The sequence below is a fragment of the Bradyrhizobium sp. WU425 genome, from assembly GCF_021052305.1.
GTDB lineage: Bacteria > Pseudomonadota > Alphaproteobacteria > Rhizobiales > Xanthobacteraceae > Bradyrhizobium > Bradyrhizobium canariense_D.
The window spans coordinates 7,057,013-7,070,195 of record NZ_CP088089.1 but is presented as its reverse complement, the minus strand read 5'-3'; the positions used below and the strand labels follow the sequence as shown (position 1 = coordinate 7,070,195).

Annotated in this window: 9 protein-coding genes and 1 pseudogene; 8 read left to right on the top strand and 2 right to left on the bottom strand. The window is 60.7% G+C overall.

Annotated features, from left to right (window positions below):
• Window position 1: 1 nt before the first annotated feature.
• The 8 genes and pseudogenes from nifN (at window position 2) to BcanWU425_RS33775 (ending at window position 9,764) form a co-directional block, all read left to right on the top strand.
• Window positions 2-1,384: a nitrogenase iron-molybdenum cofactor biosynthesis protein NifN gene (gene nifN / locus BcanWU425_RS33810; RefSeq protein ID WP_085383726.1), complete on the top strand. Its 1,383-nt coding sequence runs from the start codon at window positions 2-4 to the stop codon at window positions 1,382-1,384.
• 22 nt (window positions 1,385-1,406) lie between these two features.
• Entirely contained in the window at window positions 1,407-1,802 is a 396-nt protein-coding gene (gene nifX, locus BcanWU425_RS33805; protein WP_231189477.1) for a nitrogen fixation protein NifX, read from the top strand.
• Between the two features lie 10 nt (window positions 1,803-1,812).
• Window positions 1,813-2,283, top strand: coding sequence for a NifX-associated nitrogen fixation protein (locus tag BcanWU425_RS33800; protein WP_231189476.1), 471 nt, complete (start codon window positions 1,813-1,815; stop codon window positions 2,281-2,283).
• A 7-nt stretch (window positions 2,284-2,290) separates the two neighbouring features.
• Complete coding sequence (locus BcanWU425_RS33795) at window positions 2,291-2,491, top strand: CCE_0567 family metalloprotein (protein ID WP_085383723.1); 201 nt, start codon at window positions 2,291-2,293, stop codon at window positions 2,489-2,491.
• A 14-nt stretch (window positions 2,492-2,505) separates the two neighbouring features.
• A complete protein-coding gene (gene fdxB / locus BcanWU425_RS33790; RefSeq protein ID WP_231189474.1) occupies window positions 2,506-2,790 on the top strand; it encodes a ferredoxin III, nif-specific in 285 nt (94 codons plus the stop codon).
• 1,454 nt (window positions 2,791-4,244) lie between these two features.
• Window positions 4,245-5,705 (top strand): M16 family metallopeptidase, encoded by a 1,461-nt coding sequence (locus tag BcanWU425_RS33785; protein WP_231189472.1) that lies wholly within the window; start codon window positions 4,245-4,247, stop codon window positions 5,703-5,705.
• On the top strand, window positions 5,702-7,081 hold the full coding sequence (locus BcanWU425_RS33780; protein ID WP_231189470.1) for a M16 family metallopeptidase: 1,380 nt from the start codon (window positions 5,702-5,704) through the stop codon (window positions 7,079-7,081). The genes BcanWU425_RS33785 and BcanWU425_RS33780 overlap by 4 nt, the downstream gene beginning before the upstream one ends.
• Before the next feature lie 585 nt (window positions 7,082-7,666).
• Window positions 7,667-9,764 (top strand): annotated as a pseudogene (locus tag BcanWU425_RS33775) (prolyl oligopeptidase family serine peptidase).
• Between the two features lie 277 nt (window positions 9,765-10,041).
• Here the strand turns inward: BcanWU425_RS33775 and BcanWU425_RS33770 are convergent.
• Complete coding sequence (locus BcanWU425_RS33770; RefSeq protein WP_231189468.1) at window positions 10,042-11,070, bottom strand: aspartate-semialdehyde dehydrogenase; 1,029 nt, start codon at window positions 11,068-11,070, stop codon at window positions 10,042-10,044.
• Between the two features lie 708 nt (window positions 11,071-11,778).
• A complete protein-coding gene (locus BcanWU425_RS33765; protein WP_231189455.1) occupies window positions 11,779-12,933 on the bottom strand; it encodes a TlpA disulfide reductase family protein in 1,155 nt (384 codons plus the stop codon).
• Window positions 12,934-13,183: the final 250 nt, after the last annotated feature.

Below are 13,183 nucleotides of genomic sequence, written 5' to 3'. Positions count from 1 at the left end.
CATGGCGATCGTCACTACCTCGAAGAAAGCCTGTTCGGTCAATCCGCTCAAGATGAGCCAGCCGATCGGCGGCTCATTTGCCTTCATGGGGTTGCGCGGCGCGATGCCGCTTTTGCACGGCCCGCAAGGTTGCGCCTCCTTTGGGCTGACGCTGTTCGTGCGCCATTTCAATGAAGCCGTGCCGATGCAGACAACTGCTATGAGCGAGGTTGCGACCGTGCTCGGCGGCCACGAGAATCTCGAACAGGCAATCCTCAATATCTACAATCGCATCGCGCCCGAGATCATTGGCATCAATTCAACTGGGGTCACCGAAACCAACGGCGATGACGTCGAAGCCTTCATCCGGTTGATCCGACAGAAGCACCCGCAGCTCGAAAAGCTCCCCCTTGTCTACGTCTCGACTCCGGATTTCAAGGATGCCTTGCAGGATGGCTGGGGCAAGACGGTGGCGCGGATGATCGAGGTGCTTGTGACTCCGTTCGACCCAGCGAGACCGCGCGATGCGTCCCGCGTTAACGTGCTACCTGGGTGCCACCTCACGCCCGGCGACCTCGACGAGCTTCGCACGATCTTTGAGGATTTCGGTCTCAAGCCCTCCTTCCTGCCGGACCTTGCAGGTTCGCTGGACGGCCACATCCCCGACGAATTCACGCCGACTACGATCGGGGGGATTGGAGTGGACGAAATTGCGACCATGGGGCAGGTGGCCTGGACGATCGCGATCGGCGCGCAAATGCGCCGTGCGGCCGAGACCATGCAGGTGCGGACAGGCGCGCCGTTCCGTCTATTCGAGCGGCTCTGTGGCCTTATCCCAAACGACGAATTTATGGCGTTCTTGAGCCAGATCACTGGCCGGTCAGTACCCTCGAAGTATCGCCGGCAGCGTGGACAGCTGGCAGACGCCATGCTGGATGCTCATTTCCATATCGGCGGCCGCAAGCTCGCGATCGGCGCCGAGCCGGACTTGCTATTTGATCTCTCCAGCTCGCTCCATGAGATGGGGGCGCAGGTCACTGCTGCGGTGACGACGACGAACTCACCGGTGCTGCAGCGAGTCAGGACCGAGGACGTCCTGATCGGCGATCTGGAGGATCTTGAAGAGCTTGCCAGGACGCGTGACTGCGACCTTTTGATTTCCCATTCACATGGTCGCCAGGCGGCTTCGCGACTCAATGTTCCATTCTTCCGGGTGGGCTTTCCCATGTTCGATCGCCTTGGCGCTGCGCACCTCACAATGGTTGGTTATCGCGGCACGCGCGACCTGATCTTTGACATCGCCAATCTCATTATCACCGACCGAGAGATCAACCATCGGCCGACGCCTGACAGCTGGCGATTCACCAACTCTGGCCTGCAGGTCGTTTCGCCTCGGTTGCATTGAGCAGGGAGAGAAAACAACACGGATGAAAGTTGCATTTGCCACTCAGGACTTGAAGCATGTCGATGCGCACTTCGGCTGGGCCAAGAACATCGCGATCTACGAGGTCAGCCCGGAGGGGCATCGGTTTATTGAGGCGATCCAGTTCGGTGGTGACCTCACGGAAGACGGCAATGAGGATAAGCTAGCGCCCAAGATCGAGGCGATCAGGGACTGCGCAATCCTCTATGTTGCGGCGATCGGCGGCTCGGGTGCTGCACGAGTGGTCGCGAGCAAGATCCATCCGATGAAGGTGCTGCAACCAGAGCCCATCGACGAACTTTGCGTCAAACTCGAAACCGTGCTGAAGGGCTCGCCGCCGCCCTGGCTGCGGAAGCTGCTCGCCAAAGACCCGGAACGTACAGTGGATTTCGAAACCTGAAGGAACGAGGATGGGAGATACGTCCGAAGTCACTCCAGCCCCCGCGGCGGCGGAGCGGCCATTTCTGAAAGAGCTCGTCAAGATCTGGCGCGCCCAGGACTCCCACGGTGCCTGGGAGGACAAGGAGGATCTCGATTTGCTCGAACCCTACGTTCTCGATAAGCGCAAGCGCCGTGCGCTGCCGATCGTCGGCAATCCCGCCCCCGAGACGACATGGCGGCTGGAGCTGTTCTTTCACGCGGTTGCGCTCTCGATCGAGAAGGCGACCGGAGTGATGATCTCCCCAATGCTGAAGATGCACAACGAAGGGTTCGGTCGGATCGTCTTGATCGGCGGCCGGCTCGTTGTCGTGAGCAAGCAGCTGCGCGACGTACATCGCTTTGGTTTCGGCCATCTCTCTGATCTCGCTGATCAAGGCGACAAATTCGTCAACAGTGGCGTTGAGATAATCCGTAAGTTTCCGGAAGTGGCAAATTATTGAGGCAAGCATGAGCGATGTTGAAAGCCTGAAAGCGGAAATAAAGAAACTGTCGGCCAAGGCGACCCAAGCCAAGATGGACCTCCACGACCTCTCCGAGGAGCTGCCGGTCAACTGGCCCTCGATCCTGAGCGTGGCCCACAACGCCCACGCTGCCTTCAGCGAGCTCGAAAGCAAGCGTCAACATCTCCAAGCGCTTGAAAAAGCATAACGGACCCGAAGCCAATGTCATTCAGGACCCGCGACGGTCGCAATTGGAGGCCGGACTACCTGGTTTCTATCGATCCCAAGAAGTGCATCGGCTGCGGCCGCTGCTACAAGGTTTGCGGCCGCGAGGTTATGACGCTGAAGGGGCTATGCGAGGATGGCGAAATCATCGATCTCGATGAGGAGGACGATGAGCTCGAAAAAAAAGTCATGGTGTTGAAGGAGGAAGGCGCTTGCATCGGCTGCAGCGCCTGCGCCCGGGTGTGTCCAACAAACTGTCAGACCCACACACTAGCTGCTTGAATTAGCTTTCTTCCGCGATGTCGACGAGTCAGTGGTCAGATACAAGCTGGTAGGGAACGCCAACATCCAACCTGTCCTACTTGCGTGAAGCCGGCAGTTGCCAACTCGGGCGTGACCTCGCATGGGCCAGCTGACCGTTCGTCCGTTCCATGGGTATGGGGAGATATCGCAATACGAGCGCGCTCGACGCGCTCACGCGGGCTGCAGTTGCCGGCCGGCGAATGCAGTTGATGAGCTGGGGCAGCTTCGGTTGCGGCATTTCGTCCGTCGACTGGTACGGAAATCCCTCGAGGTCAAGCTTCAGTCTGCCATCGCTCCTCAGCCTGCCGATCGACGCAGTCAGCCGGACCTTACGGGCCCGCCACCCCTCAGCGTAATCGAAGACAGTGCTCTTTAGCGATGAAGTGTTCAGGCGACAACTCGCCATATTCGCGCGGGCAAACTATACGCACCTAAGAAGGTTTCGGCGCTGTGAGTCCATTACACTCGGGAGTCCACTGTCGCAGCAAGTCCATAGCGCGCCGCTTTCGAGAGCGTCGTTGAAGCGCCCCTTCTTCCCGGGGACTATTGCTCCCTTCTGAAGCATCCAAACGAGACCGTTCTTGCGGAGGACCTCTCAATCGCCTTCCCGGCGAGGCACTCGTTCGCCATTCACAAACCCTTAAAAAATGCACGTTTTTTAATAGATCAGGACCTCTGGTAGTGAAGCGGACCCATCCGGGGCTACGGCCATGTGATCAGCTATCTTGAAGACGGCGACTGGGCCGTGCTTACTCGCTTGATGGCCATCAATCTAGGTTTCAAAGACGCCGTTGCCCACCGCAGACTATGCCGCCGCTGGGTCGCGGGCACTGCGTCCATATCGTCTATGATGCGGATCGACTGTGGACAGGGTCGCACCCCGTCTAAAGCACGCGCGGCTGACGCGGCTTAAACCCGAAACTCTGATTCCTGAGCTGGTGCGCACGCTCCAATTCTCTTGTGGTGTAGCCGCTGAGCTGCTCGACGATCCCTCTCAGCTAGATCGTCAGTTGCTCGACATGTTCGGGCTCGTGTCCTGACGCGCGAAAGAGCCGTGTGGGTAAAGAGGCATGGAAATCGTTTCCTAATAGCCTTGGTTCGGCACACTGCGACCAGCCGTTCGAGGCCCTTCGAAACGAAGTCGTGCAGGGGTGCTCAGAAAAGTGGGGCAACGGCGAGGCAGCGAGTTGTCGTGTGTGCAACGTCGTGTTCGCAACATGTTTCGCGGATACCAAACAGAGTGCGGGTTGGCTTTCGAAGAGAAGACACGCTTTGCGCCGCGCTTGCGCCCAGCTGACTGCGCCGGCCGGTGCGCAGAAGAGTCACGAGATTGGCCCGACATTTGCTCCGCTGCTTACCACGGCGTGCGGCTCACCTGCTTTGTCGCGATGTCCGCTGCAGAACGTGGATCTCCACTGACCAAAGGCCATCACATGAAAAATTCCAGGTCCCTGACATTGATTGGCGCGGCCACTTTTGCCCTGGCCTCGATGACCCCTACCGCGCCGGCGGTCGAATATAGAGCGGAAAATAGTCAGGATCCTAGTTCCGGCGGCGTTCCTGCGAACAGGAGCGTTCTTGCCCAGATCACACACAGCTGGGAACGACCAGCGAGCTTCACGCTTCAGAATGGCCTGCAAGTCGTGGTGATCGTCGATCACCGCACACCGGTGGTGACGGAGATGATCTGGTACAAGGTTGGCTCCGCCGACGAGAAGTCGGGCAAGTCCGGGCTCGCGCACTTCCTCGAGCACCTGATGTTCAAGGGAACGGCCAACCATCCGGCCGGCGAATTCTCGCAGACCGTGGGGCGGATCGGCGGCAACGAGAACGCCTTCACCTCCCTCGATTACACCGCCTATTTCCAGCGCGTGCCGCGCGAGCAGCTCGCGCGGATGATGGACTTCGAAGCCGACCGCATGACCGGCCTGATCCTGAAGGATGAGAACGTGCGGCCCGAGCGCGAGGTCGTGCTGGAAGAATTCAACATGCGCGTCGCCAACAATCCGGACGCGCGGCTGAACGAGCAGATCATGGCCGCGCTCTATCTCAACCATCCCTACGGCCGGCCGGTGATCGGCTGGCACCAGGAGATCGAGAAGCTCGATCGCGAGGATGCGCTCGCCTTCTACCGCCGCTTCTATGCGCCGAACAACGCGATCCTGGTGATCGCCGGCGACGTCGAGCCCGCCGACATCCGCCCGCTGGTCGAGCGCAATTTCGGCGCCATCCCGGCGCAGCCCGCGATCCCGGCGCGCCGCGTCCGCCCGCAGGAGCCGGAACCCGCGGCGCCGCGCACCGTGACCCTGGCCGATCCGCGCGTCGAGCAACCCGGCTTGCGACGCTATTACCTAGTGCCCTCGGCGACCACGGCTGCGGCCGGCGAAAGCGCGGCCCTCGACGTGCTGGCGCAGCTGATGGGCAGCGGCAGCAATTCCTATCTCTACCGCGCGCTCGTGGTGGACAAGCCGCTCGCGGTCTCCGCCAGCGCCAGCTATTCGAGCATCTCGCTCGACCCGACCCAGTTCGCGATCTCGGCTTCGCCCAAATCCGGGGTCAGCTTCGCCGAGGTCGAGCAGGTGGTCGACGGCGTCATTGCCGACATCGCGCAGAATCCGATCCGCGCCGAGGATCTCGAGCGGGTCAAGACCCAGCTCATCGCCGAGGCGATCTACGCCCAGGACAACCAGGCGGTGCTGGCGCGCTGGTATGGCGGCGCACTGACCACGGGCCTGTCGATCGAGGACATCCGGAGCTGGCCAGATCGCATCCGCGCCGTCACCGCCGAGCAGGTCCGCACCGTCGCGCAGAAATGGCTCGAGAAGAAGCGCTCGGTGACGGGCTATCTGATCAAAGACACCGCGACCACCAAGCGCGAGGAGAAGCGTTCGTGACCTATCCCTTCCTTCGACGCGTTGCATTCTCCTTTGCCACCGGCGCGGCACTCGCGCTCGCTACCGTCTCGCCGTCACAGGCGGCGGCGAAGATCCAGCATTTGACCTCGCCGGGCGGCATCGAGGCCTGGTTCGTGCAGGATGCGACCGTGCCGCTGATCGCCATGGAATATTCCTTTGCCGGCGGTTCGGCCCAGGATCCCAAGGACAAATCGGGCGTCGCCAATCTGGTCGGCGATCTCCTCGACGAAGGCTCCGGCGATCTCGATTCCAAGACCTTCCATGAGCGGCTCGATCGCCGTGCCATCGAGCTCTCTTTCAGCGCCACCCGCGACACGTTCCGCGGCAGCCTGCGCATGCTGCGCGACAACAAGGACGAGGCCTTCGACCTGCTGCGGAGCGCGCTGACCTCGCCGCATTTCGAAACCGCCGATGTCGAACGCATTCGCTCGCGGGTGATCTCAGGCCTGCGCTGCGAGACCACCAACCCGACCTCGCTGGCGAGCCGCAAATTCCTGGAGGTTGCTTTCGGCGATCATCCCTACGGTCGGCAGTCCAACGGCAACCTCGACAGCGTTCCGACCATCACGGTTGCCGACATGAAGGATTATGTCGGCCGCGTGCTCGCCAAGGACACGCTCAAGATCGCGGTGGTTGGTGATGTCGATCCGACAACCCTCGGCAAGCTGCTCGACCACACGTTTGGCAGCCTGCCCGCCAAGGCCAATCTCGTGCCGGTCCCCAACGTCGAGGCCGCCAAGCCACCGCAACGCGCCTTCGTGACGCTCGACGTGCCCCAGACCGTGATCACCTTCGGCGGTCCCGGGGTGAAGCGCAGCGATCCGAACTTCATGGCGGCCTATGTCGTCAACCACATCCTCGGCGGCGGCGGGTTGTCCTCGCGGCTGCATCGTGAGGTCCGCGAGAAGCGCGGGCTGGCTTATTCGGTGTTCGAATCGCTGCTCTGGATGGAGCATTCGGCGATCTTCATCGGCAACACCGGCACCCGCGCCGACCGTGCCGGCGACACCATCGATGCCATCGACAAGGAGGTGCGCCGCATCGCCGAGGAGGGCCCGACGCAGAAGGAGCTCGACGAGGCCAAATCCTACCTCAAGGGCTCGCAGATGCTGGCGCTCGACACCTCCTCGAAGCTTGCGCAGGCTTTGCTGCAATATCAGCAGGACAAGCTGCCGATCGACTACATCGAGAAGCGCAACGCTGTCGTCGATGCGGTCACCCTGGACGACGCCAAAGCGGCCGCAAGGCGCCTCTGGAGCCAGGGCTTGCTCACTGTCATCATCGGCCGCTCTCCACCGGCAGCAGCCGAGTCGACGACCGCCCCACCGGCCTCGAAGCCGGGGGCCCCCAATTAACTTTTCAATGAGTTCGGGCGGCGGAGCCGCGAAAGCGGACAGTGAAACTCCTGTGCTCAGTATAAAGTGTCACCTATGTCTCGGGCCGCTCAGAACAAGCGGCGGCCCCAGACCAAAAGTTCCGTTTAAGGGCGAGGTGGTCCGGCGCTGCGAGAAGCCCACATCATTCTCCATCTGGGCCCTAGCGTCGCCGGAGTCGGTTTGCTCGCGAAGAGCATGTCACTTCCCGCAGAGACTGCTGGAGTGAGAGATTAGGCGTTTGTGAGCGACGGCGAATTGGATCTGATGAAGCTTTTGTTGCCCGGCAAGCCGCGCGATGGAAAGGCCTTCCGTGGCGAGAGCTCGAACCCCTATTGAAGGCGGGCGTTTGGTTAGCACCTTTCGAACCTCTGGCAGCTCGCCCGCTGCATTTCAGTTGCGCAAGTCTTAACACCAATCGCCGCGACTGCGGCGCAACATTCAGTCGAGAGCCTCGAAGCTCGCGCGGCGTCGGGTTGTAGACGTAGAAGTCGTGATGCAACGTTCGTAATGCGAAGCCTTGAACCCTATCGAAAGTGCGCGTCAGCGCCAAACTTGGAGTGAATCGTGGTCAAGAACGGTGTATCGTTGAAGTCGCGGATTGAAAGGCCAACGGCCTCGATTCCAGATGATGATCCCTATCTATGGTTGGAACAGATCGAAGGCGAGCGTGCGCTCGGATTCGTCGAACGGCAGAACCGGCTGACGCTGGACAAATTCGGTGGACCTGCTTTCGAACCCGATCGTGACACGCTCGCGGCGATCTACGACCGGCCGGACAACATCCCCTATGTCAGCCGGTGCGGCGGCCTGCTCTCCAATCTCTGGAAGGATGCCGGCAATCCGCGCGGGCTGTGGCGGCGGACCACGATGGACTTCGCAAAGGCGAGCCTGCCCGGGAAACCCTGCTCGACATCGACGAGCTCGCCCGCCGGGAGGACGCAGACTGGCTCCTGAACTGGTCGAGCTCGCGGCCGGGCGCGGCGCAGGTGATCCTGGGCCTGGCGCGCGGCGGCAGCGACACCGTGAGCTTGCGCGAGTTCGACCGCAACACCAAAAGCTTTATGCCCAACGGGTTGGTAGTGGCGGAAGCCAAGGGCGGCGCAGCCTGGGTCAAGCCGATACCGTGCTGTTGTCCAGCGCCTTTGGCGAGGGCATGGTGACAAGTTCGGGCTATGCGCGGACGGTGCGGCCGTGGCGACGCGGCGAGCCGATCGAATGCGCACGCGTGGTGTTCGAAACGACGCCCCATCGCATGAGCGCCTATTGCCACGTCGACTTCACCGCTGAGACCCCACGGGTCTGGTTCATCGACCGGCTGGACTTCTTCAACTTCGACGTCTGGCTCGGCACCGAAGATGGGGCAACCGTCAAGCTCGATCTTCCCTCCGACATCTGGCTGCAGATTCGCCGCGACTGGTTCGTGATCAAGCTGCGCTCGGTCTGGACGATCGGCGGCGTGACGCACGCGCCGGACACCGTGCTTGGCATCTAGCTATCGGCCTTCCTCGCCGGCGACCGCAATTTGCGGTGGTGCTCGCACCAGACCCGCGCCGCGCTTGGCAGGGTTTCTTCTGGGCCCGACGGCAAGCTCCTTCTCTCCCTTCTCGACGAGTTGCGGCCAATGTTCGAGATCTGCACGCCGTCAGCGGCGGCCTGGAGTCGCGAGACGCTGAGCGAACTTCCCGGGATCGGCGTCATCGAGGTCAGGCGCTTCGATTCCCATGAGTCCGAGAGCAATGGCGACCCGCTCGCCAATGCCCAGGATCCGCTGACGCCCCCGTCCCTGATGCTGCTCGAGCGAGGCATCGCGAGCCCGACGGTGCTGAGGCCGGCGCCGAAGACATTCACGTCCGAGGGGCTCCTGGTCACTCAGCACGGAGCGATCTCGATCGATCGCGCGCGCACTCCTTATGTGCAGACCGGTCCCACTGGGGAGACAGGTGATGCGCCGGTCTACATGACCGCCTATGGCGGCTTCGGGCTCTCGGTGAAGCCCTTGCTACAATTCGTCGCTCGGCAAGCTGTGGCTGGAGCGCGGCGGCACAACGGTGCAGGCCAATTTGCGCGGCGGCGGCGAATTCGGCACGCGCTGGCACGATGCTGGCCGGCTCGCCGGCAAAAAACTGTCACACGATGATTTTGCCGCCGTGGCCGCCGATCTTGTTCGCCGCGGCGTAACCAAGCCGAAGCGCATCGGGGCGCAAGGCGGATCGAACGGCGGCATCCTCATCACCAACATGCTGAGACGATACCCGGAACGCGTCGGCGCGCTGTTCTGCACCATCCCACTGATCGACATGCGCCGCTACAGCAAGCTGCTCGCTGGCGCGAGCTGGATCGCGGAATATGGCGACCCCGATAAGCCTGCGCAGTGGGAGTGGCTGAAGACTTATTCCGCCTATCACAACGCAAAGCGCGGCCAGCCCTATCCGCCAATCCTGATCGCGACCACGCGGCGCGACGATCGCGTCCGTCCCGGGCACGCGCGCAAGATGGCGGCAAAGCTCCAGGTCATGGGCTATGAAGCTTATTTCTACGAGCCGGCGGCGGCGGACACGGGTATGGCGAGGACAACAAGGAGCGCGCCGGCTTCGATGTGCTTGGCTTTGAATTTCTGAAGAGCAAGATTGGCTGGCAGAACGGGGAGGCGTCAGCGAGCTAACGCAATTTCTCAATGACGTGCGATATCGACCAGGGGGCAAACTGACCGACGTCCTCAACTCCCGCACGACCGATTCGAGATCCTGCGCGCTTAAACCAACGCATGCTGGAGTTCCGTTTCTCTTCACCAACTCTATGGCCTCACCTTGCCTCACGGATGACTGTTGCCGCTGTGCGCGTCGTATCGTTCGCGGCCCGCTAAGGATTGAGGTTCACGACGCTGCCCGAGGCGTTTGCGTCCATCTAAGCGTAGACCTGTCGGCTCGGCGTGCGCCTGATTACGGGTCCGGCAACAGCTCTGCAATCTGCACCGCGTTGAGCGCAGCGCCCTTGAGCAGCTGGTCCGCCGCCACGAACATCGAGATCGAATGCCCGGAGGGGTCGCTGAGGTCCTTGCGGATGCGGCCGACCAGGACGTCGTCCTGGCCCGTGGCGTCGATCGGCATCGGGAAGTAGTTCTTGGCACGGTCGTCGACGACCTTGACGCCGGGCGCTCGCGCCATGATGGCACGGACCTGATCCTCGCTGATCGGCTTCTCGCATTCGAAGGTGATGGCTTCGCAATGAGCCCGCAGCACCGGCACGCGCACGCAGGTGACGCCGATCGCGATCTTGTCGTCCTCGAAGATCTTGCGGGTTTCGTTGATGACCTTGGTCTCTTCGTCGTTGTAGCCGGTGTCGGGGTCGATCGCCGTGTTGTGGTTGAAGAGGTTGAAGGCGTAGGGATGCGGCATCACTTTCGGCGTATAAACCTGGCCGTTGAGGTTGGCGCGGGTGGACTCGACCAGCTCGTCCATGGCGGCGGCGCCGGCGCCGGAGGCGGCCTGGTAGGTCGAGATGATCACGCGCCTGATGCGGTTGGTCTGGTGGATCGGCCATAGCGGCACCAGCGCCGTGATGGCGGCGCAGTTCGGGTTGGCGATGATGCCCTTGTGGTCGCGGATGCGGTTCGCATTGATCTCGGGGATTACCAGCGGCACGTTCGGGTCCATCCGGAAGGCGGAGGAGTTGTCGACGACGACGGCCCCCGCCTTGACGGCGATCGGCGCGTACTTCTTGGAGATGCTGCCGCCGGCGGAGAACAGGGCGATGTCGACGCCTTCGAAGGCGCGTTCGGTCAGCTCCTCGATGACGACGTCTTGCCCGCGGAACGACACCGTCTTGCCGGCCGAGCGGGCGCTGGCCAGCGCCTTGAGCTTGCCGACGCGAAAGCCGCGCTTGTCCATGGTGGCGATGAATTCGGCGCCCACCGCACCGGTGACGCCGACAATCGCGACGACGGGATCGTTACTCACTTTGTCCTCCATTGATTTGAGAATTCAGACAACAAAAAAGCCCCGGACCAACGAGGGCGGGGCTTCGGTAGAGTGGATTGCGTTCTAGTCGACGACTATACGCGCACGCCTCCCCGGGCCCCGAAGGCCGTGGTGGTTTTAGTGGTGCGTTTGGTGATCGTGAACATGACGGCGACTTATGCGGTATCGTTGTCGCAAAAATTGATGCTGAAGAGCCACGGATCAATGGCTTGAAGCATTCGAGATCGGACATTCGCAAGTCGCCTTCAGTACTATCTGAACCCCACCTCCATTTCAGGAACAAGAAGTTCTGTTTCGGTCTATCGTAGCCCAATAGTGCACTGGGTCAGCATATGCAGTTGCGCAACCGTAAGAATACCGTCAGATCGAACGCACGCCCGCTTGCATTTAAGAAGGGGACCGTTCGTACTGCAAGGCGAACATAACTGCGTGAGTAATGCGCGATGTGAATAACCGATTGAAGTCTCGAGCTACAAGATCGAGCATGTAAAACGCGCCAGCGGCATCCCTTGAATGCAAGCAGTAACGCGACACCCAGCAAAGACGGGCCGCAGAGCGTCGCATCGCTTGTTGTGGGCTAGGCGTTCCTTGTGACTTGCGTTCGCAATCGCCTAAATGATCCTAGACGTTCTGCTGGTCGCGAGCGCTTCGAAGGCGCTTACTTACCCCCGATCGTGCATCTTCGATTAACATCTCTCTTCATGTCTCCTCCTGCGGCTGTACTTTGGGTCCAGGAGACGCTTCCTGCGAAATCGAACAAGACCCGCTGCAAACCTTCTCACCCCTGTAGTTGGCCAAGCTTTGCAACAACCGCGGCATATGATACTGTTTCGCACCTTTCCTCATTTCGTTCGGCATTGCTTTCGGATCGTCTAGCAATGTCATTGCCCGCTCGATCAGCTCGATCGCGCGTTGCTCGTCACCACTCTCGTAATAGTACTGAGCGACCATCCTATAAGAAGAAACGGTGAGGCCGTCGCTGGCGTGCACAGAATTGAGGATATGTTCCGACACATCACCGCCGAGCGCAAAGCGTTCCGCACGCGGAAGGTGGGCCCTATCGTTCTCCGGATCAAAGATTTGCGTCATCACGGCAATCAGCTCACGCACAGCCTCTGACTGTTTCTCAATCGCATCTCGAACCAGTTGGCGTAAGACCTGGAACCCGGTCGCCGTGTCGTGCATTTTGTGAAGCAACAGATCCGCATGAATCTGCCGCAAGTGGCGATTGTCCGGCATCGCGGCAATGCCCTCTTCGACCGCTGAGAGCGCCGTCTGCCAATCCTTTGCTTCCATCGCCGGTCGAACTGTCTGAAGGATTGAGAGTTCGCGAGCTATGCGTTCGTTTGTTGCAATTCGTTTCGCATCAGCGGCTTTAGCTTGATAGCTGCCGCGCCAAGTGCCATTGATAATTTTCGGCAAGACCTCGTCGAGTTGGATCGGATGACCGATGAAGGCAATGTGGCCGTCACGGTCGACGACGAACGATGTCGGAACCCCAAGAGAAGAGCTGGCATCCATCCAAAGCTTGTTCATTTCGCCTGTACTGTCGAACCCAATTCGATAGTTCAGATTTGAGAACTTTTCAGTCAACCATGCGTCCAGCTTGGTGCGAGCCTCATCCGCCGTTGGTGCTTGTTCCGTAGCTGCGACTCCGACGATCTCAAGCCCTTCGTCTTTGTATTTTGCTTGCAGCTCTATGAGATGGGGCATCGCCCCCACACATGGGCCGCACCAACTTGCCCAGAATTCGACGATGTACACTTTCCCTGGCCGGAAGTTCGTGAGGGGCTCGCCACGCAGCCAGTTCTCGACTTTGAGCGAAGGAGCCGGGGACGCCATGCACAGCACCATGATTGTCTCCAAAGTTAGTTGTTGCGCGACCTTGTCGCTGCATTGAATTAGCAATCATCGTGCCAGGCTCTCCGCGCGCACTAAGCACATGAAAAATCGTTGAAAACATCATACGCCCAATAGAGTCCCCTGTATGTGACCTGACATGCTTTGCGTCAGCGTCACGGGCACGCATCGCGCTCTTCGTCCCACCAAAACATTGTCATGCGAATGTGCATCCGCGAGCCGCGCCGTCGGCTCGCTTGCGGCT

What these genes read in the sequence shown, in the direction of transcription:
- nifN (WP_085383726.1), top strand. Translation starts at nt 2, where the DNA reads ATGGCGATCGTCACTACCTCGAAGAAAGCCTGTTCGGTCAATCCGCTC.
- nifX (WP_231189477.1), top strand. Translation starts at nt 1,407, where the DNA reads ATGAAAGTTGCATTTGCCACTCAGGACTTGAAGCATGTCGATGCGCAC.
- BcanWU425_RS33800 (WP_231189476.1), top strand. Translation starts at nt 1,813, where the DNA reads ATGGGAGATACGTCCGAAGTCACTCCAGCCCCCGCGGCGGCGGAGCGG.
- BcanWU425_RS33795 (WP_085383723.1), top strand. Translation starts at nt 2,291, where the DNA reads ATGAGCGATGTTGAAAGCCTGAAAGCGGAAATAAAGAAACTGTCGGCC.
- fdxB (WP_231189474.1), top strand. Translation starts at nt 2,506, where the DNA reads ATGTCATTCAGGACCCGCGACGGTCGCAATTGGAGGCCGGACTACCTG.
- BcanWU425_RS33785 (WP_231189472.1), top strand. Translation starts at nt 4,245, where the DNA reads ATGAAAAATTCCAGGTCCCTGACATTGATTGGCGCGGCCACTTTTGCC.
- BcanWU425_RS33770 (WP_231189468.1), bottom strand. Translation starts at nt 11,070, where the DNA reads ATGGAGGACAAAGTGAGTAACGATCCCGTCGTCGCGATTGTCGGCGTC.
- BcanWU425_RS33765 (WP_231189455.1), bottom strand. Translation starts at nt 12,933, where the DNA reads ATGGTGCTGTGCATGGCGTCCCCGGCTCCTTCGCTCAAAGTCGAGAAC.